17 protein-coding genes are annotated in these 19495 nt (G+C 46.3%); 4 read left to right on the plus strand and 13 right to left on the minus strand.

The features are described from left to right. Position 1: 1 nt before the first annotated feature. From NBH07_RS01105 to rho, 3 genes are all read left to right on the plus strand, one after another. Positions 2-766, plus strand: coding sequence for a zinc ribbon domain-containing protein (locus tag NBH07_RS01105; RefSeq protein ID WP_005856302.1), 765 nt, complete (start codon positions 2-4; stop codon positions 764-766). A 73-nt stretch (positions 767-839) separates the two neighbouring features. After that, positions 840-2156: a tRNA lysidine(34) synthetase TilS gene (gene tilS / locus NBH07_RS01110; protein WP_005856304.1), complete on the plus strand. Its 1317-nt coding sequence runs from the start codon at positions 840-842 to the stop codon at positions 2154-2156. Between the two features lie 201 nt (positions 2157-2357). Beyond that, a complete protein-coding gene (gene rho, locus NBH07_RS01115; protein WP_005856306.1) occupies positions 2358-4340 on the plus strand; it encodes a transcription termination factor Rho in 1983 nt (660 codons plus the stop codon). Positions 4341-4436: 96 nt separating this feature from the next. On the opposite strand, the gene NBH07_RS01120 is transcribed toward rho, so the two are convergent. Further along, positions 4437-5717, minus strand: coding sequence for a DEAD/DEAH box helicase (locus tag NBH07_RS01120; protein ID WP_156682504.1), 1281 nt, complete (start codon positions 5715-5717; stop codon positions 4437-4439). A gap of 136 nt (positions 5718-5853) precedes the next feature. Between NBH07_RS01120 and NBH07_RS01125 the strand changes: the two genes are divergently transcribed. After that, positions 5854-7722, plus strand: coding sequence for a PAS domain-containing sensor histidine kinase (locus NBH07_RS01125; RefSeq protein WP_005856310.1), 1869 nt, complete (start codon positions 5854-5856; stop codon positions 7720-7722). Between the two features lie 2 nt (positions 7723-7724). On the opposite strand, the gene NBH07_RS01130 is transcribed toward NBH07_RS01125, so the two are convergent. The 12 genes from NBH07_RS01130 to NBH07_RS01185 all read right to left on the minus strand — a co-directional run bounded on the left by NBH07_RS01130 (position 7725) and on the right by NBH07_RS01185 (position 19370). Further along, positions 7725-8549, minus strand: a complete 825-nt coding sequence (locus NBH07_RS01130) for a transporter substrate-binding domain-containing protein (RefSeq protein WP_005856312.1) — start codon at positions 8547-8549, stop codon at positions 7725-7727. A gap of 9 nt (positions 8550-8558) precedes the next feature. Continuing rightward, a complete protein-coding gene (locus tag NBH07_RS01135) occupies positions 8559-10640 on the minus strand; it encodes a putative porin (protein ID WP_036628696.1) in 2082 nt (693 codons plus the stop codon). A gap of 104 nt (positions 10641-10744) precedes the next feature. Beyond that, positions 10745-11287 carry a 2-oxoacid:ferredoxin oxidoreductase subunit gamma family protein gene (locus NBH07_RS01140; protein WP_005856316.1) on the minus strand — a complete coding sequence of 181 codons (543 nt, stop codon included), beginning with the start codon at positions 11285-11287 and terminating at the stop codon, positions 10745-10747. Positions 11288-11305: 18 nt separating this feature from the next. After that, positions 11306-12070, minus strand: coding sequence for a thiamine pyrophosphate-dependent enzyme (locus NBH07_RS01145; protein ID WP_005856318.1), 765 nt, complete (start codon positions 12068-12070; stop codon positions 11306-11308). A gap of 12 nt (positions 12071-12082) precedes the next feature. Further along, complete coding sequence (locus NBH07_RS01150; RefSeq protein WP_005856320.1) at positions 12083-12253, minus strand: hypothetical protein; 171 nt, start codon at positions 12251-12253, stop codon at positions 12083-12085. Positions 12254-12258: 5 nt separating this feature from the next. Continuing rightward, a complete protein-coding gene (locus NBH07_RS01155) occupies positions 12259-13338 on the minus strand; it encodes a 3-methyl-2-oxobutanoate dehydrogenase subunit VorB (protein ID WP_005856322.1) in 1080 nt (359 codons plus the stop codon). Between the two features lie 14 nt (positions 13339-13352). Continuing rightward, positions 13353-13580: a 4Fe-4S dicluster domain-containing protein gene (locus tag NBH07_RS01160; RefSeq protein ID WP_005856324.1), complete on the minus strand. Its 228-nt coding sequence runs from the start codon at positions 13578-13580 to the stop codon at positions 13353-13355. Between the two features lie 65 nt (positions 13581-13645). After that, positions 13646-13747: a helix-turn-helix domain-containing protein gene (locus NBH07_RS01165; protein WP_226766767.1), complete on the minus strand. Its 102-nt coding sequence runs from the start codon at positions 13745-13747 to the stop codon at positions 13646-13648. Positions 13748-13921: 174 nt separating this feature from the next. Next, positions 13922-14839 (minus strand): DUF368 domain-containing protein, encoded by a 918-nt coding sequence (locus NBH07_RS01170; protein WP_005856327.1) that lies wholly within the window; start codon positions 14837-14839, stop codon positions 13922-13924. A 17-nt stretch (positions 14840-14856) separates the two neighbouring features. Further along, positions 14857-16314 carry a tetratricopeptide repeat protein gene (locus NBH07_RS01175; RefSeq protein ID WP_005856329.1) on the minus strand — a complete coding sequence of 486 codons (1458 nt, stop codon included), beginning with the start codon at positions 16312-16314 and terminating at the stop codon, positions 14857-14859. 10 nt (positions 16315-16324) lie between these two features. Then, complete coding sequence (locus tag NBH07_RS01180; protein WP_008778287.1) at positions 16325-18064, minus strand: glutamine--tRNA ligase/YqeY domain fusion protein; 1740 nt, start codon at positions 18062-18064, stop codon at positions 16325-16327. 52 nt (positions 18065-18116) lie between these two features. After that, positions 18117-19370 carry an Nramp family divalent metal transporter gene (locus tag NBH07_RS01185; RefSeq protein ID WP_005856333.1) on the minus strand — a complete coding sequence of 418 codons (1254 nt, stop codon included), beginning with the start codon at positions 19368-19370 and terminating at the stop codon, positions 18117-18119. Positions 19371-19495 lie beyond the last annotated feature (125 nt).

Consider the following 19495-nt stretch of genomic DNA (forward strand, 5'->3'; position numbering starts at 1 on the left):
AATGGCTACAGATAAACAATCAGCTGAAAAGGAATATACGGTTGAAGAAAAGCTTTCTACGCTGTATCAACTTCAGACGATGATGACTGAAATTGATAAGATCAAGACCCTTCGTGGTGAGCTTCCTCTGGAGGTTCAAGACTTGGAGGACGAGATCGCAGGACTGGAAACACGTCTCCAGAACTATCAGGCGGAGATCAAGGAGTTTGAGGCTTCTGTTGTTGAGCAAAAGCATAAGATCACGGAATCTACCACATTGATAGATCGCTATAAGGCACAATTAGATAATGTGCGTAATAACCGGGAGTTTGATAACCTGTCCAAGGAGATCGAGTTCCAAGGTTTGGAAATTGAGTTCTCAGAGAAGAAAATCCGTGAGTTCGGAGAGGCGGTAGACGCTAAGAAAAAAGATATCGCTGAACTGACTGAGAAGCTGGAAGGCCGTAAGGCTGACTTGGTTCAGAAAAAGAGCGAGTTGGAGCAGATCATTTCCGAGACAAAGCAGGATGAGGAGAAACTTCGTGAGAAAGCGAAGAAGCTGGAAGCCACTATCGAACCTCGTTTGTTGACCGCTTTCAAGCGTATCCGTAAAGGTGCTCGTAACGGTTTGGCTGTTGTTTATGTGCAACGTGGCGCTTGCGGTGGTTGCTTTAACAAGATCCCGCCTCAGAAGCAATTGGATATCAAGTTGCGTAAGAAAATTATTGTTTGCGAATACTGTGGTCGTATTATGATCGACCCGGAATTAGCAGGTGTAGAAGATTAATTCAAAAGATCTATAAGTAATGGCTCTAGCTAAAACCGGCTAGGGCCATTATTGTTTTTAATACAAAGATGTTATGATACATACGATACGTTTATATATAGAGAAGTACCGGCTGTTATCCGAGGATCGTCCGGTTTTGGTCGGATTGAGCGGTGGTGCCGATTCTGTGGCTTTGTTGGGCGTATTGGTGCGTTTGGGATATCCGTGTATAGCGCTTCATTGTAACTTTCATTTGCGTGGGGAGGAGTCGGATCGGGATGAGGCATTTGCCTGTGAGTTCGCGGAATCTTTGGAAGTACCCTTTCATAAGATAGATTTCGATACGATCTCTTATGCCGGAGAGAGGCATCTCTCGATAGAGATGGCTGCCCGTGAATTGCGCTATGCTTGGTTTGAGGAGATGCGGGAGCGGCTGGGAGGGCAGGCGACCGCCGTCGCCCATCACCGGGACGATAATGTGGAGACGGTCTTGATGAATTTGATACGGGGCACGGGAATCCGGGGGATGAGCGGGATCCGTCCGAGGAATGGTTTCATCGTCCGTCCTTTGCTGTGCGTAAGCCGTGAGGATATCTTGGCTTGGCTGGCGGATCAAGGCTACGCCTATATGGTGGATAGCACGAATTTATCGGATGCTTATACCCGTAATTTCATCCGCTTGAATGTGTTGCCGCTTTTGGAGGAGATAAATCCATCGGCCCGGAATACCATCGCACGTTCCGCCGAGCATCTTTCTGCCGCAGAGACTATATATATATATGTATTGGAACAAGCCCGGAAAGAGGTTGTCGTATCGGATGATCGTCTTTCTATCGGGGCGTTGATGCGGTTTCCGGCTCCGGAGACGATTTTGTATGAGTTATTAAAAGAATATGGTTTTACCCGTCTGGTCTCGGACGATATTTTCGCTGCCTTGACCAAGGAGCCTGGTAAGCTGTTTTACTCTTCCACCCATCGTTTGCTGAAGGATCGGGATTATTTATGGATCACTTCTTTAGAGAAGAAGGAAAAGCGAACCTTCGTTTTAGATCCAGAAAAGGGCATTAATCATGAACCTATTGAACTATCTTTCCAAAAACTTGTTATAACTATAGATTTCCCTATCGAGAAGAATAAGCGGATCGCTTATTTGGATTATGATAAACTCGATTTCCCTTTAACATTGCGGACTTGGAAAGAAGGCGATTGGTTTATTCCCTTCGGAATGAAAGGACGTAAGAAGTTGAGTGACTATTTCTCCGATCATAAATTTAGCCGGATTGAGAAGGAGCGCACATGGCTTCTTTGTAGTGGCGACGCTATCGTTTGGGTGGTAGGAGAAAGGACTGATAATCGTTTTCGTATAGACGAATCAACAAAGCGTGTGCTAATTGTGAATTTTTTGGGCTAAATCCTCGTTTATTGTAAAAATATTCTTACATTTGCGAAGATTTACTCCGCAGATATGTTACTAATGGTTCAAATTAGCTGAACAATCCGGTTATTACATGAAAATTATAATTTAATAAAGATACAATGATACCATTGGGCGTACGTCGTGTTTGCATATGTGATCCGTGTGTATGTGCCATTTATATTATTACTTCGCAATATGCAGAAATATAACATTCTAGAACTAAATGAAAAACTTCTTCCCGAACTTCAAAGTATCGCGGAAGAGTTGGGAATAAAAAAAGTTAGCAGCTTAAAGAAAGAAGAGTTGGTTTATCGGATTCTTGATGAGCAAGCGATCTCCTATGCCGGCATTCAGGCTGAAAAGATGAAAGAGAAAGAGGCTAAGAAGCCTGTAGAGGGCCGTAAGAGAGGCCGTCCGGCTAAAGCCGCTTCTCCTAAAGTGGCGAAGGCTGAGACTGCCGAAGCTGCAGAGAGTGCCCAACAGGCTTCGGAAAAGCCAGTGGCTGCTCCGGCTGACAAGAAAGAGCAAAAAGAGCAGCCTGAACGTAAGAAAAGAGTCCGTATCGAGAAAAAGGAAAAGGTAGCGGGCGCTATCGCTCCTTCCGAGGATAACAAGGAAGTGGTGGTTTCGAAAGAGCCGCAAACGATCTCTATGGTAACGGAAATCTCGGCCGTGGAAACTCCGGCGGTAGTAGAGAGCCCGGTGGAGAAACCGTTGTTGCCTCCTGTTGTGGCGGAACTTGAAACGGAAGAAGAAGCCGCTTTGCCGGAAAATACGACTCCGGTAGAGGTAGCGGAAGAAACCACTTCACCACAAGCGACGGAAGAAGAGCCTAAGCGCATCGTATTTCGCCATCCGGACGCTAAATCCGTATTGGATCAGATTTTCCCGTTCTCCGCTCCGAAACCCGAGGCTAACAAACCTCAACCCGAGGCCGCTCCCCAGCAGAATAATCCTCGACAGAACAATCGACAGAATAATCATAATAACAACCGTAATAACAATAACGCTAATAACAACCAGCAGGCTCAAGAGAAAATGTATGAGTTTGACGGCATCCTTACAGGAACCGGCGTGTTGGAGATGATGCAAGATGGTTACGGTTTCCTTCGTTCTTCAGATTATAACTATTTGACTTCACCGGACGATATTTATGTCTCTCAATCCCAGATCAAGTTATTTGGCTTGAAAACGGGTGACGTGGTAGAAGGCTCGATTCGTCCGCCGAAGGAAGGTGAGAAGTATTTCCCGTTGGTGAAAGTGGACAAGATCAATGGCCGTACGCCGGAAGAGGTTCGCGACCGGGTTCCTTTCGATCATTTGACCCCGTTATTCCCGGATGAGAAATTCATGCTTACGGCACGTAAATCACCGAAAGTATACGATAATATCGCCGTACGTGTGGTTGATTTATTCTCCCCGATCGGAAAAGGGCAACGTGGTTTGATCGTCGCTCAACCGAAAACCGGTAAGACGATGTTGTTGAAAGATATTGCGAACGCTATCGCTTACAACCATCCCGAGGTTTATATGATTATATTATTGATCGACGAACGTCCGGAGGAGGTTACGGATATGGCTCGTAGCGTAGATGCGGAAGTGATCGCTTCTACATTCGACGAACCGGCTGAACGTCACGTGAAAATCGCTGAGATCGTATTGAACAAGGCGAAACGAATGGTAGAATGTGGTCATGATGTCGTGATTCTTCTGGACTCGATCACTCGTTTGGCTCGTGCTTATAATACGGTACAACCGGCTTCCGGTAAGGTGCTTTCCGGTGGTGTGGACGCAAATGCGTTGCAGAAGCCGAAGCGTTTCTTCGGTGCCGCCCGTAATATTGAGAATGGCGGTAGCCTTACGATTCTAGCCACCGCCCTTACGGAGACTGGCTCTAAGATGGACGACGTGATCTTCGAGGAATTCAAGGGTACGGGTAATATGGAGTTACAATTGGATCGTAAATTATCCAATAAACGTATCTATCCGGCTGTGGATATCACGGCTTCCAGCACTCGCCGTGATGATTTATTGCAGGATGAGAGCACGTTGAACCGTATGTGGGTCTTACGCAAATATCTATCAGACATGAACTCTATGGAGGCTATGGAATTTGTTAAGCAACGGATGGAACAAACCGTTGATAATATGGAATTCTTGGCATCCATGAACGGTTGATAATATCCCATAAAAAAACACTATACTTTTGAGTTCAAAGCAATATTGTTTTAGCTCCAAAAGTATAGTGTTTTTCAAATAAAAAGTATAGTGCTTTTATTGCGCCTTTTTAGGCCTTCCACGATGTCCCATATTTCGTTTTTGTGGGCTCGAGGATGATCCTTTATCCTCACTTTTACGAGACCGTCCTCTGCCTCTTTTATTCATACCGTATTTTTCCGGCTCATACAAGGGCACTTCACCGAATTCCGGGCTGACCGGTATCTTATAAACCTCTTTTTCCAAGAAATCCTCTATGCGCTTGAATTGTGCTTGTTCGTCGATCGATACGAAAGTAATCGCCAATCCTTCGCCGTTCGTGCCCCGTGCCGTACGTCCGATTCGGTGTACGTAATCCTCCGGATCATGCGGGATATCGAAGTTCACGACCAACTTGATGTCATTGATATCAATTCCACGTGCTACGACATCCGTAGCCACAAGGATATCGATATGTCCGCTCTTGAATTCTTTCATGACCTCCTCCCTTTGGGATTGCTCTAGATCCGAGTGCATGGCGGCTACATTGAACTTTAATCTTTTTAAGGTAGACGCTAATTCTTTCACCTTCATTTTAGAAGAGGAGAAGATAATTACTCGTTGAGGGCGGCTTTGAGTGAAGAGATCTTGTAGAATCTTGAGCTTTTGTGGATCGTAGCAGATATATGCGGTTTGCATGATAGATTCGGGCGGGCGTGAGATAGCGATCTTGACTTCTTCCGGATCTTTTAGGATGGTTTTAGCCAACGTTCGTATCTTAGGCGGCATGGTAGCCGAGAACATGATCGTCTGGCAGTAGGGGGGCAGCTGTTTATGAACCTGCATGATGTCGTCATAAAAACCCATATCCAGCATGCGATCCGCCTCGTCTAAGACGAAGAACGACACTTTAGACAAATCGACAGTACCTAACTTAATATGGGACAATAAACGTCCCGGGGTAGCGATCACGATATCCGCACCCATCTCTAAACCTCTCTTTTGTTGTTCCCAAGCGATTCCGTCGGTACCTCCATACACGGCTACTGCAGATACGGAAGGTATAAAATAAGTGAATCCTTGAATTTGTTGGTCTATTTGTTGAGCCAATTCCCGGGTCGGTGCCATAATGACCGCATTCACCGCATCTGTCGGATGACAACCTTTGCTTAGTTCATTAATAACTGGCAAAACATACGCCGCCGTTTTACCGGTTCCGGTCTGTGCGCAAGCGATGATGTCTTTACCTTCTAAAATGACAGGAATCGTTAACTCTTGGACTGGAGTCGTTTCGTCAAAATTCATGTCATAAAGCCCGTCTAATACGGCATCTTCCAAATCTAATTCATCAAATCTCATCTTTTTACATTCAAATTCCCGGTAAAGATAAAGATTATTTAGAAATATTATGCAATAGGTAGGTTTCTCTTTGGTGATAAATAGAAAAATAAATACCTTTATCCCCGAGTTATACCCCAAAAACGAAAGAATTAATATGAATAGTCTAGAAAGCGGAAGTAACGTTCAGTCTGGATTAGAGATGATCATGGAGAAGAGTCCCGATACGATCGTATTAGTAGATCGAAATCTTACTCTTGTCAAGGTTATTTCTGCAAAAGACGATTATTATCATTATTTAGCGAATAACTGTATCGGAAAGCAACCTCAAGCGTTGTTCCCGGACGGGAAGAACTACGATCAATATGAGATCTATAGAGCTGCGGTTAAACGTGTTTTCGAGGAGCAAGTGAAAGTGGATTTCTCTTTTGAGGTCTCTTTTGAGGGAAAGAACTATTATTATCTATCGCAAGCAAGCCTTTTTAATGAGGAGCTTGTGATCGTTTATACACGCAATGTATCTTCTCTGAAAACAGAAAAAAATCTACAAGAACTGATCAATACGATATTAGATCGGTTACCGTTGGGTGTTTTCGTGAAAGATGGGGATAACCATTTTAATTACCTGTATTGGAATCATTTTATGGAGGAAATAACGGGTATTGAAACCCGGGAGATCGAGGGACATGATGATTTCGAGGTGAATTATAATGCCTTGATGACCGCCGAGGAGCGTCTGGAAACCGATATGAATGTGATCAAGACAGGACTGACCGCTAGATTTAAGGGCAAGGTAAAATCGGCCTCCGGCGATTACCGGGATATAGAGGTCGCTAAATATCCTATTTCCCTAAATAATGGCAAGCCGCTTGTCTTGGCTTTATGGAGAGATATAACTTCCGAGTTGGCTACGGAGAATACTTTGAGAAGAACCCGGATCTTGACGAAAATGGCATTGCGGATAAGTGATATACGTACATGCTCGATCTTCATCGATCCGGACAGTACCCATAATTTCAAGGATTCCGTTGTGACCTTGAACGATTGGAATACCATGTCGGAAGATATGATAGAGGTGTCATGGGGGCAGTTTATCAGCCGGGCGCATCCGGATGATCAAGAACATTATCATAATATGTTTACCCGTCTTTGCCGAGGGGAAATCTCTGAGGCAAGGATCGAGGCACGTATGCTATTTCCCGGCAAGAAGGAATATGTTTGGAGAGAGGTATTCGCTACCGTGTATGAACGGGACGATAAAGGAAGACCTTCGGTTATCCTTGGATGTTCAACGAATATTCAGGAACGGAAGAATCAAGAATTAAGCCTTGAGGAGGCGAAGGTGAAGGCTGAGGCCGCTGATAAGATGAAATCGAAATATCTGGCGGATATGAGCCATGAGATCCGGACTCCTTTGAATGCGATTACCGGTTTCTCTGAATTGATGGCTTTTGCTGATACGGATGAGGAACGTATGTCGTACTACGATGTGATCAAGATGAATAACCAATTGTTGATGCAATTGATCAATGACATCTTGGATATCTCGAAGATCGAGGCGGATGCGATAAAGATCACATATGAGCAATTAGATGTCAGTGAATTGATGGATACGATTTATGCTTCCGCCAAGTTACGGGTTCCGGGAGGAGTCAAGTTGGTTTTGGAGAAAGAGGCTGACCACCATATGTTCGGTACGGATAGCATGCGTCTGTTGCAGTTGATTAATAATTTGGTGAACAACGCTATCAAGAACACGAAAGAAGGTAGCATCACGATGGGATATGCCATTCAACCGGATGATCAATTACGTTTTTACGTAAGGGATACGGGAATCGGCATCGATAAGGAAAAATTGAAAGATGTCTTCGACCGTTTCGTGAAAATAAACGACTATATGGAAGGAATCGGATTAGGACTGGCTATCTGCAAAGGATTGGTTGTGAAGATGGGAGGTTCGATACATGTTACGTCTGAATTAGGGGTGGGTTCGGAGTTCTCCTTTATTTTGCCGTCTCATGAATAGCCCTATTTGTAATAGCGCTTATAAATCTGGTCGTATAATCCACTGTCTTTGATTTGCTGGAGCCAACTATTTAGGCTATCCAGTAGGACAGGAGAGTCTTTACGGACCGCCCACGATTGCAATTGGGTAAAACTGACATCCGTTAGGATATCGACTTCCGGCAGTTTTTTCTGGGTCATGCGGGCGATTTGTTGGTCGCATACGGCATAATCGATATCGCCTTTGGCTACCATGATCATAAGCTGCTCGGTAGAATATAACTCATCTTCCACCACGTAGATCGTATCGCCTATCTCGTGTCCCAGATTTTGCAGACGCAATAAGGCCGGGGAATCTTTCGGTATGTATAAAGTCTTTTGGGCTAAATCCAATTGGTTACGGATAGGGGCTTGTCCGTTGTTCGCCTCTGCCGTACGTTGTACCAAGACTTGCTTGTTGAGAACGATCGGTTCGGTGAACAGGTAGTTTTCCCGCATCTCGGAGGTGATGGGTATGTTTCTTGCGATTACGTCGCATTTGTTGTCCGATAATTCCTCGAAGCTTTTCGCTAAACTCATTTCCAAATGCGTCTGAACCTCCAATCCGGATAATTTAGCGATCGCTTGGCTAAGCTCGTATTGAAAACCTTGCACCGTATCGCCGGATACGAAATATCCGGATTGATTGTACTCGGTTATCATCCGAAGAATTCCTTCTTCCTTGATTTCCGGATAATCACGAGGTCCGATCTCTTGGGGACGTTGGTTAAGTCTCCAAAGCTGTACCATTGTCACTACAGCGACAATCAGTAGAAAAGCGTATAGGATAAGCAACTTCTTAGATCTCATGGCAATCGATTAATTATTGAAAGTCACGGAGATACCCATTTTCAAGACCATCGGGTCCAACGGATAATGCGCAAGAGAGAAGTAATTCGGGTCAACGAACTTAGAGCCTAGATTGTATGCCATGATGAAGAAGCGAGCTTGCTTCAAATGGAAATTCGCATAAGCGTTGATCAACGGATAATTACCGACCTTCACTTTCTTGTCTTCTTCCTGTACTTGGAACTGCTGGGTAGCCGGCTCGTAATAAGGAGCGTAATAAGCGGTGTTGTAGTATACGTTCGCGCCAATCTGTACGGTTAATACTTTCGCCAACTTAAACGCTAGATATATATTCGAGTATGCGCTGATATCCGGCAACGGAAGTTGAGACTTCTCGCTAGAAAGCTGATAGGCCACCTCATTCTCCCATCCGAACGCACGATACATGATATCTTGCTTGATACGGGCTGAGACAACTTGGATGTTCTTACTGCTTTGCTCCGGCAAACCTTTGCCGTTGAAGAATACATAATTCTGGATACTTTCCACTCCTCCGGATAACTGGGTACGGGTGGATTCCAAGTTGATTTTCGCTCCGGCGTAAATCCTTTGCACATTTTTCAATGATAGATCCCACCAATAGTAACGCCCATGATGGTGACGTTGGTAGAACGCCGGGGTGATGTTCTTGATGTATCCTTCCGCCTTGATCGTAGCGTCTTTCTTAAAAAGTTTGAATTTTGTTTGCAGGTCTCCGCTCACTCGGACCTCTCCGGCGTCACTTCCCGCAAGTCCTAATTCTCCACGGACATTGTAGGTAAGAAGGCTACCACGGCGTTTGGATAATTCGCCGCCGATGTAGGTAGTAAACTCATCATATACTTCGGAAGTAGGGAAATTTAATGTGCTTGGCTCAGAGCTTCCATGACCATCCGGACCGTAGTCCAGTCCGGGAACTTGGGATGCCAATCTAAACCGGCGTTTCTCGAAAGTAACGAAGGCGGTCAGCCCGAACTTAGCCCAATCTTGGAAACCTTCCCGCAAGGCCAACGCAAAGGTATTCTTTAAATTCCAAGAGGAAGTCTGGTCATTCAAAGATGCGTCCATACCATAAAGATGAGTGTAGCAGGTATCGATCCCGGCATCATTAGAGATAAAGCGTCTGCGGTTATCTTCGTAATCGATGGTATGGATGATACTGGAAACCGGAATGAATACCTCTTTTACGTTCCCTTCCTCATCGGTTTCTTCCAATTCCTTAGTAAAACCGAGATTGTATCTCTGTGTCAGGAAATATTGTTTTCCACGGACACGGTTCCATGTGTCCGTGTAACGGACAGGGTATGATTTACTATCGATATTTCTTTGATTCTCGGCCAAGTCATCGGGATTCGTGATATACTGGTCATTTGTAAGTCCACCGTTCTCGTAGTTTACGAAATTGAAATTACTTAAATAAGCGTTTAACTCGTAACGGTCGGTGATATAACTTCCGAAAAAACGATAACTTAATAATTTATTACCGTTGGAGTTATAATATCCGCGGCTATAGATATAATCCATCTCGCCACCGACATTGATCTTTTTGCCAAAGTTCATGGTCAATACCCCTTTCAGTCGGTCCATCTTATTCTGGCTGGCTCCTCCTGTCGTATAAGTCACTTGGGTATAGGGTACTTTGGTATCGTAGAAATAAGCGTTTGTTGGGGTTGTGATATAATAATCATAGGCATCGGCGAAGATGAAATCACGTTCCTCCTTACGTTCGTTAAAAATACGGGTTTGCGCCGGCGATCCCACATTCGCCAGATAACCTACGGCCAATGAGTTCGCTTCCACCAACGTACTATTCCCGAAATTTAATCGATTGGTATCCATAGGAGCGATATAACGTTCTCCCAAAAGAGGCGTGAGCCGATAACCGATGATTCGTTTTGATTTCAGCGCCGCGCTATCTGTTTGCAGCAAGCTATCCGGTATTTCCTTGTTTGAGGATGATAAATTAGATAACGAGAATCCACCTCGTCCTCCCCGGCTCCCGGAACGTCCTTGCGCATGCGCGGAAGCCGCCGTTCCTATCAGAAAAAGTAATATGTATAGATAATACTTCATGGGTTGCAAATATATAACAAAAAATAATGTGCCAATTATAAAATATGCCAATATGCCAATCAGAAAACTTAATTGGCATATCGGCACATCAATGAATGAGCTTCTTATATTTTCTGTATAATCTCCATTCCTTTCTTAATGGCAGCCTCGTTCATCGGCAACAAATGATGGTGACGCTCGGGCAAGGATTTCTTCAATCCTAGCATGACGTTCTCCAATTGAACCATCGGGACGATATTAAGCAACCCGCCTAAGATCAACATATTGAATGCCTTCTCGTTCTTCATCTCGGTAGCGGCGTCCATGGCATCTACCCGATATACGTTAATATCCGTACGTTTCGCTGGCGTATGGATGCCATAACCATCGTAAATCAAGATACCGCCCGGTTTCACCTTGCTCTCGAACTTATCCATGGAAGGTTGGTTCAAGATAATAGCGATATCATATTCATTCAATACGGGTGAGCTGATACGCTCGTCGCTCAAGATAACGGTTACGTTGGCCGTACCGCCACGTTGCTCAGGTCCGTATGAAGGCATCCAGCTAACCTCCTTGCCTTCCATCAAACCGGAATAGGCCAAGATCTTACCCATAGACAATACACCTTGTCCACCGAAGCCTGCTATAATTATTTCTTGTTTCATTGTCGTTTACCGTATTACTTATTCAACATTCTTTAAGTCGCCCAGCGGGTAGAAAGGGAACATGTTCGCTTCCATCCATTTATTGGCTTTTTCCGGAGTCATCTTCCAGCCGGATGAGCAAGTGGAGACGAACTCTACCACAGAAGTACCCTTACCGGCCATAGCGTTCTCGAAAGCCTTACGAAGCATCTTCTTCGCTTTCCGTACGGCTGCGGCCGTCTGTACGCTTTGGCGTGTTACCAAGCAAGTTCCTTCCAATTGGGCTAATAAATCACCGATCTTCAGCGGGTAACCGTTCAAGGCGATGTTGCGTCCGTAAGGACAGGTAGCCGTGGGCATACCTTCCAGTGTAGTCGGAGCCATCTGTCCGCCGGTCATACCATAGATCGCGTTATTTACGAATACGATCACGATATTCTCGCCACGGTTGGCTGCATGAATCGTCTCGGCCGTACCGATAGCCGCCAAGTCACCATCTCCTTGATACGTGAATACCATCTTCTCCGGATTCAAGCGTTTAACAGCAGAAGCTATGGCTGGCGCACGTCCGTGGGCTGCCTCGATCCAATCGATATCCAAGTAGTTATATGCGAATACGGCACATCCCACGGGGGAGATACCGATTGTCTTATCTTCCAGACCCATATCGGCTATAACCTCGGCGATTAACTTATGTATCACACCGTGGCTGCAACCGGGGCAGTAGTGCATGGGATTTTCATTCATCAATCTGGGCTTTTCATACACCAGATTTTCCGGTTTAATTATATCGTTGAGTTCCATAATCTTTAATTATTAATGTATATATCTTAAGACATATTGCACCAGCCGCAATACGATCGCCGCCCCGCCACAATACAAGAATACGGCCTTATCGCTAACAGCGAAGTAACATACCACGGCAGCTATGGCCAGTAGCATAAAAACCAGCGTCAATATCTCGTCAGCTTTACTTCCTCGTGTCATACGGATCAGAATAATTTTTCCTTCAGCGCGTTCAATACCTCATCCGGGGTGAATACGATTCCACCCAATCGGCCAAAGTGCTCTACCTTCACCTTACCATTTACGGCTAGGCGAACGTCCTCTACCATCTGTCCGGCGTTCAACTCAACCGATAACATACCTTTTACCTTATCCGCATAAGCGGCGATCACTTTTGTCGGGAACGGCCATAACGTGATCGGGCGTAACAAGCCAAGCTTGATACCTTCCGCACGGGCGATCTCGACTACCTTCTGGCAAATACGGGCGGAAGAACCGAACGCGATCAATAGATAATCAGCGTCCTCACATTGGAACTCCTCGTAACGAACCTCGTTTTCCTCGATCTTGCGATATTTCGCTTGGAAACGAATATTGTTCTCTTCCATCTTCGCCGGGTCTAGCTCCAAGGAAGTGATGACGTTACCTTTGCGTCCGCCCTTCTTTCCTTGTACGGCCCAAGGACATTGAGCGATAATCTCTTCCTCGGTACGGCGGGGTTGATAGGGAGGCAATACCACCTTCTCCATCATCTGTCCGATGATACCGTCCGCCAAGATAATAGCGGGGTTATTGTATTTGAAAGCCAGATCAAAACCAAGACCGACGAAATCAGCCATCTCCTGTACGGAAGATGGAGCCAAGGTTATCAAGCGATAATCGCCATGACCACCGCCTTTCACGGTCTGGAAATAATCAGCCTGACTCGGCTGGATCGTTCCTAATCCGGGACCGCCACGCATAACGTTCACGATCAGACAAGGAAGCTCCGCTCCCGCGATATAAGAAATACCTTCTTGTTTCAAGCTCACGCCCGGACTGGAAGAAGAGGTCATCACTTTCTTTCCAGTGCCAGCTCCGCCGTATACCATATTAATAGCGGCTACCTCGCTCTCCGCTTGTAAGACTACCATGCCGGTCTTTTCCCACGGCATCTCTGCCATAAGGGTTTCCAATATCTCCGACTGCGGAGTGATCGGATAGCCGAAGTAACCGTCCACGCCATAGCGGATAGCCGCATGGGCGATGGCCTCGTTACCCTTCATTAATTTTATATCTTCTGCCATATCTTGATATAACTTTATATTTTTACTTTGTAGATCGTTAGACAACCGTCCGGACAAACTAACCCGCAACTAGCGCAACCGATACATGCGTCCGGGTTCTTCATGTACACATAGTGATACCCCTTGTTGTTTACTTCTCGTGGGTGCAACTCCAGTACATCCGACGGGCAGGCTACTACACAAAGGTTACATCCCTTGCAGCGCTCTGTGTTTACAACAACAGCTCCTTTTATTTTCGCCATAATACTTGTTTATTTAAAATCTAAATGTAACACATTTCTATTGAGGCATCAAAGTTAGTAAAAAATTACTCGTTGCCAAGATTATAACGTTTCATTTTGTTGAATAGCGTCTTTCTACTGATATTTAACACCTCGGCGACTAGGGTACGGTTATAGTTACTTTTGATACTTCTTTATCACTTTATTGGTATAGAGAGGATTTCGCTTATTGGAAAAGTACGATGTGCGATGATAAAATGTAGGCAAATAAGAATGGGCATCGTAAGCTCTTTACAATGCCCATTCTTACCATCTTATAATGGGCATTGTAATCTCCTTATAATGCCCATTGTAATATTGGGTTACGCCTTAGCGCTTTTTTGTGAGAGCTTTTCTAGGAAATATACGATCCCGAAACCTAAGATCATCAATCCGACGGCCTCCCAAACAAACTGATTCGGAGCGATATTCGCCTCAACCAACGGCTTGGTCATGCCATGGCTATCCACATAGGTCTCGATCGTTTCTTTCCAAGGCCATACCTTGTTAAGCGAACCCAACATGAATCCGGCCAATACGGCGATCGTTATATCATGGAATTTACGAAGGGCGAATGACAACACGCGGGAGAACGTCGTGATACCAATAGCCGCACCCCCTATAAACACCAACATAACGGGAACGTTAAACGTCTTGACCGCCTCCATGATATAGAAGTATTTTCCGAGCAACACTAAGATAAAGCTACCCGAGATACCCGGCAAGATCATGGCGCAAATAGCGATCGCCCCACAGAGGAAGATAAAGAGTAAATTACTCGGAGTCTCGGCGGGAGTCGCCACGGTGATATAAAAAGCGATCATCGCCCCGACAACGAAACTCAAGATCGTCTTCCAGTTCCATTGCTTGATATCCTTAGAGACGAACCAAGTAGAGGCCAGCACCAAGCCAAAGAAAAAAGACCATACCAAGATCGGGTGATACACCAAGAGATACGTAATGATCTTCGCCAGCGAGAATATGCTGATACCGATACCGGCCACGATAGAAAGCAAGAAATTAGCGTTGATCCCTTTCCAGAAGGCCGCTATTTTCCCCGTGAATAATTGTTTCAATGTCGTCCCGTTAATACTTTTGATAGAGTCGATCAGTTCCTCGTAGATACCTACGATAAAGGCGATCGTTCCTCCCGACACACCGGGAACGACATCCGCCGCTCCCATACCCATACCTTTTAATACTAAAAAACCGTAGTCCTTGAGATTTCGTTTGTTAGGCATATTACATTATTAATTGTCTAATTACTGTTATCTTTATTCTTTAAAAACTCTTTTACCAGATCCTCGGGTTGGATATGTTTCTTCTCTTTATCGGGATCGATGGTAAAGTCAGCGAACATGTCCGATCCAAATTTGCGAAACAAGCGGAAAAGATCATCTTCGGATATTTGGCTGACATGATCTGTGAAATTCTCCAGATCCTTGTTATGCAGATAAGCCATAGCCAAATGGATATGAATCAGCGGGGTCTTCGGGTTGATTTGAAGGACTTTCTTGTAATAAGAGATCGCCTTGTCTACCTCTCCCTTAGAAAGCAAATATTCCCCGGCATGAATCAAGCTGTTGCATTCCTCTTGAGTTTCCGGATCGATACTATTGCTATCGATGATCTTGAATATCTTATTCGTAATTTCGATAGCCTCCTCCTTTTTCCCGCTATCAAGCAAGCAAAGCGCTAAAAGAGAAAGGAGACGGACATTGTTCGGATACAATTGCGCCGCCTTGAATAACTTGTTGGAAGCCTCGTTGTCACGTCCGGTCTCGGTACAACAACGGATATAATTGATATAATTGGTCGGCCCATCCTCCATATCCGGATCGTTTATGATCGTGGAAAACAGTTGGTAAGCCTTCTCATATTGCTCCAGCTTCATATAACATTCCGCCATGAGTGGAGAGATACGGCGCATCACCTCCTCATCACCCTCGATTTCTTGATATTCCTCGATCGCCTTCTCATAGCTCTCGTTCATATACAGGCAGTACGCTTTCAATATTTTCAGTTCCGTATCGGAATCATCACACGTCAAGGCGAAGTCGAAAGCCTCGATCGCTTTCTCGTAATCGCCAACCATGGAATGTAGCCTTCCCAGCGTAAACCAATACTCGTATGAGAAAGGATTCTTATCGATTAGCTCATTACATAACTCGATCGCCCGGGGAACGTCTCCTTCCGTCTCGAGGATGTAGCAAAGCTCATTCTTAAGGATCAAGTTATCCGGAAATAAAGCCAAGCCACGGTCCACGAAATCGCGGGCCTCTTTGTTCATGTCTAAATCATTCAGGATGGGGGAGATGTACTCGAAGACTTCCTCCAAATAGTCACAATCCCTAGTGATCAACTCTTCCGTGATCTCCAGAACCTTGGGATATTGGTTGAGCGAGCAATAGCATTCCATTTTTAACATATCCAGATCTTGGTTATCAGTCTCCGCTATATTCTCGAGCAGAGCGAGAGCGCTCTCATAATCCTCGTTATACGCGAATTGCCTGCCTTTCTTGATTTGCAAGGCGGAATTACCGGGATGAAGCTTTAGCCCGAGGGCTAAGACTTCATCAAAGTAAGTATAATCGTTCGAATCTTCAAAGCTGTCCAACATTTCATCGATTTGATCAGCGTCGAAATAAGGCTCCTTACCCTCTTCCTTCGCTGAAAGATAATGTTGTAACAAGCGTGAGATATCGTCTTTTTTCATTTACTATTCTTTATTTATTAATCTTGCTCCACGTGTCCTTTAGCCCTACGGTACGGTTGAATACCAAGTTGTCGGGGGTGGATTCGCTATCTATGTTGAAATAGCCGATACGCTGGAATTGAAGGTAGGAAAGCTTGGGCAAGGTAGCCACGAACTTCTCTACGTAACAGTTTTTCCGGATCTCCAAGGAGTTCGGGTTGATGATTTCCTTCATCGCCTCTAGCGGGGAGCAATTCTTCTCCTCACGGATAGCGGCCAGTTCGTCTCTGGGGTTCTCCACCTTCCAAAGGCGGTCGTATAAGCGTACTTCCGCTTTTTGGCAATGGGCGCAGCTTACCCAGTGCAAGGTACCTTTTACTTTACGGTTAGCGTCCGGCATACCGCTGCGGGTATTCGGATCGTATTCGCAATATACCTCGGTAATCTCACCGTTCTCGTCTTTCTTACAGCCCGTACATTTTACGATATAGGCGTTCTTCAGACGAACTTCCTGTCCCGGTGTCATCCGGAAATATTTCTTGGGAGCGTCTTCCATGAAATCCTCACGCTCCATCCACAACTCACGGCTGAACTCGATCGTATGGCTGCCGGCTTCCGGATCTTCCGGGTTGTTGATCGCTTCCAGCTCCTCCACCTGTCCTTCCGGATAGTTGGTGATAATCAGTTTCACCGGATTGATCACGGCGGATACACGGATGGCGCGGGCATTCAGATCCTCGCGTACGGCGCTTTCCAGCAAGGCGAACTCGTTCAGGGCGTCGTAAGTCGTATAACCGATCTTGTCGATGAACTTACGGATAGACTCCGGAGAGTAACCCCGGCGGCGGAAACCGCAGATGGTCGGCATACGGGGGTCATCCCAGCCGTTTACCAAGTTCTCTTTTACCAATGTAAGCAGGTTACGCTTGCTCATCAGCGTGTAGCTTAGGTTCAATTTGTTGAACTCAGTCTGTCGGGGGCGGTTGTCGTTCAAGTCCTCGCCTTCCTTCAGCCAGTCGATAAACAAATCATACAGAGGACGGTGTACGACAAACTCCAAGGTACACAAGGAATGCGTCACGCCCTCGAAGAAATCGCTCTGTCCGTGGGCGAAGTCGTACATCGGATACGCTTTCCACGTCGTACCCGTACGATGGTGCGGATGGTTAACCACCCGATAGATGATCGGATCGCGGAAGTGCATGTTCGGGTTTGCCATGTCGATCTTCGCGCGAAGTACCATGGCACCTTCCGCTATCTCACCCGTGTTCATCTTCTTGAAGAGAGCTAAGCTTTCCTCGATCGGACGGTTGCGATACGGGCTCTCGATGCCCGGTTGTGTAGGCGTGCCCTTTTGCTGGGCTATTTGTTCGGATGTCTGCTCGTCAATATATGCTTTACCTTCCTCGATGAGGCGGATCGCGAAATCCCACAATTGCTGGAAGTAGTCGGACGCGTAATAAATATTTCCCCACTGATATCCCAGCCATTGGATATCCTCCTTGATCGCCTCCACGTATTCCTCATCCTCCTTCGTCGGGTTCGTGTCGTCGAAACGGAGGTTGCAGATACCGCCATGGCGTTCAGCGATGCCGAAATCTAGGCAAATGGCCTTCGCGTGGCCGATGTGAAGGTATCCGTTGGGCTCGGGCGGGAAACGGGTTTGTACACGTCCTCCGTTCTTGCCTTCCGCTAAATCTTTCTCTACGGCTGCCTCAATGAAATTCAGGTTCTTCTTGCCTTCTTCTTCGTTTGTATTGATATCGCTCATACTTAAAAATTGATAGTTTTTCTTCGAATGGGGCAAAGGTAGCGATTTCTTTTTAAAATAGGCTGATGAGCAGGGCTATATTTAGGACGGTTACCATCGTTCCCAGCAGCAAGAGGATGATGGTCGTAGAGCGGCTGTTCGCGTAGACACCCATGACCTTCTTGCTGGAAGTGAGGTACACTTGCGTGAAGACCGTGATCGGCAATTGCACGCTCAACAACATCTGCGACAGGATCAATCCCTTGAACGGATCGCCGATCAGGAAGATGATGGCCAAGGCGGGGACGAACGATAGCAGGACTCCCAGCTTGGAGTGGAGGTCGGTATGATTGTATGCCTCGCCATAGAATCCGGCGAAGATGGAAGCCCCGGCGATACCGGATGTGATGGTCGAGGATATGCCCGCCAGTAATAGGGCGGCGGCGAAAATCACCCCGGCGTTATTTCCTACGAGGGGTACCAATAACTGTTGCGCTTGGTCCAGCTCGTCTACGGCGATGTTTTGCTTGAAGAAGGTAGAGGCGGCCAAGATGATCATCGCCGAGTTGATCGCCCAGCCGATCACCATGGACAGGAGCGTGTCGTAGAACTCGTACTTCAGTTGTTTCTTGATGACCGACTCGTCCTCTAGGTTCCATTCCCGGCTCTGTATCACCTCCGAGTGCAGGAACAGGTTGTGAGGCATCACGACGGCTCCCAGTACGCTCATGATGATCAGCATGGAGTTCTCGGGGAAGGTGGGTTTCACCCAGCCTACCACGGCCTGCCCCCAGTCTACGTCGACCAACGCTAGCTCGTATAGGAACGAGAGCCCGATAATGGACACGAACGTGATGATCCAGCGTTCGGTCTTACTATATGTATTACTGAATAGCATGGCGAGGCATACGATGGTGACGATCACCGCTCCCGCCTTGATCGGCATACCGAACAACATCCGGAGGGCGATGGCTCCACCGAGTATCTCGGCGAGGGAGGTGGATATGCTGGCGAGCATGGCCGATCCTAGGATCGGGCGGCTTAGCACGCGCGGCATGTATTTGTTGGTCGCCTCCGAGAGGCAGAGGCCGGTCACGATGCCGAGGTGGGCCACGTTGTGCTGGATAATGATCAGCATGACGGACGAGAAGGTGACGACCCACAGGAGGGCGTAGCCGAACTCGGAGCCTGCCGCGAGATTCGTCGCCCAGTTTCCGGGATCGATAAAGCCTACGGTGACAAGTAATCCGGGGCCGATATATTTTAGCAAATCCAATGCCCCGGAGCGGGGGCGGTGGTTGATCTTCAGTTTGTCTAGTAAGTTCATGTTTGTATAGATACTTTTAAATTTAAAAAACAGTGTAAAGATACGAATAGTTTCGTTGTTACCCAACGGTGGCCGGAAATACGTTCGTACGGCCGATGGCGGGTATCCGTACGGCTGTCCTCTTG

The organism is Parabacteroides sp. B2-S-102, assembly GCF_023656665.1.
In the GTDB taxonomy this organism is placed as follows: domain Bacteria; phylum Bacteroidota; class Bacteroidia; order Bacteroidales; family Tannerellaceae; genus Parabacteroides; species Parabacteroides distasonis.

Excerpts from the sequence above, each read along its gene's own strand:
- NBH07_RS01105 (WP_005856302.1), top strand. The coding sequence starts at position 2 with ATGGCTACAGATAAACAATCAGCTGAAAAGGAATATACGGTTGAAGAA.
- tilS (WP_005856304.1), top strand. The coding sequence starts at position 840 with ATGATACATACGATACGTTTATATATAGAGAAGTACCGGCTGTTATCC.
- rho (WP_005856306.1), top strand. The coding sequence starts at position 2,358 with ATGCAGAAATATAACATTCTAGAACTAAATGAAAAACTTCTTCCCGAA.
- NBH07_RS01120 (WP_156682504.1), bottom strand. The coding sequence starts at position 5,717 with ATGAGATTTGATGAATTAGATTTGGAAGATGCCGTATTAGACGGGCTT.
- NBH07_RS01125 (WP_005856310.1), top strand. The coding sequence starts at position 5,854 with ATGAATAGTCTAGAAAGCGGAAGTAACGTTCAGTCTGGATTAGAGATG.
- NBH07_RS01130 (WP_005856312.1), bottom strand. The coding sequence starts at position 8,549 with ATGAGATCTAAGAAGTTGCTTATCCTATACGCTTTTCTACTGATTGTC.
- NBH07_RS01135 (WP_036628696.1), bottom strand. The coding sequence starts at position 10,640 with ATGAAGTATTATCTATACATATTACTTTTTCTGATAGGAACGGCGGCT.
- NBH07_RS01140 (WP_005856316.1), bottom strand. The coding sequence starts at position 11,287 with ATGAAACAAGAAATAATTATAGCAGGCTTCGGTGGACAAGGTGTATTG.
- NBH07_RS01145 (WP_005856318.1), bottom strand. The coding sequence starts at position 12,070 with ATGGAACTCAACGATATAATTAAACCGGAAAATCTGGTGTATGAAAAG.
- NBH07_RS01150 (WP_005856320.1), bottom strand. The coding sequence starts at position 12,253 with ATGACACGAGGAAGTAAAGCTGACGAGATATTGACGCTGGTTTTTATG.
- NBH07_RS01155 (WP_005856322.1), bottom strand. The coding sequence starts at position 13,338 with ATGGCAGAAGATATAAAATTAATGAAGGGTAACGAGGCCATCGCCCAT.
- NBH07_RS01160 (WP_005856324.1), bottom strand. The coding sequence starts at position 13,580 with ATGGCGAAAATAAAAGGAGCTGTTGTTGTAAACACAGAGCGCTGCAAG.
- NBH07_RS01170 (WP_005856327.1), bottom strand. The coding sequence starts at position 14,839 with ATGCCTAACAAACGAAATCTCAAGGACTACGGTTTTTTAGTATTAAAA.
- NBH07_RS01175 (WP_005856329.1), bottom strand. The coding sequence starts at position 16,314 with ATGAAAAAAGACGATATCTCACGCTTGTTACAACATTATCTTTCAGCG.
- NBH07_RS01180 (WP_008778287.1), bottom strand. The coding sequence starts at position 18,064 with ATGAGCGATATCAATACAAACGAAGAAGAAGGCAAGAAGAACCTGAAT.
- NBH07_RS01185 (WP_005856333.1), bottom strand. The coding sequence starts at position 19,370 with ATGAACTTACTAGACAAACTGAAGATCAACCACCGCCCCCGCTCCGGG.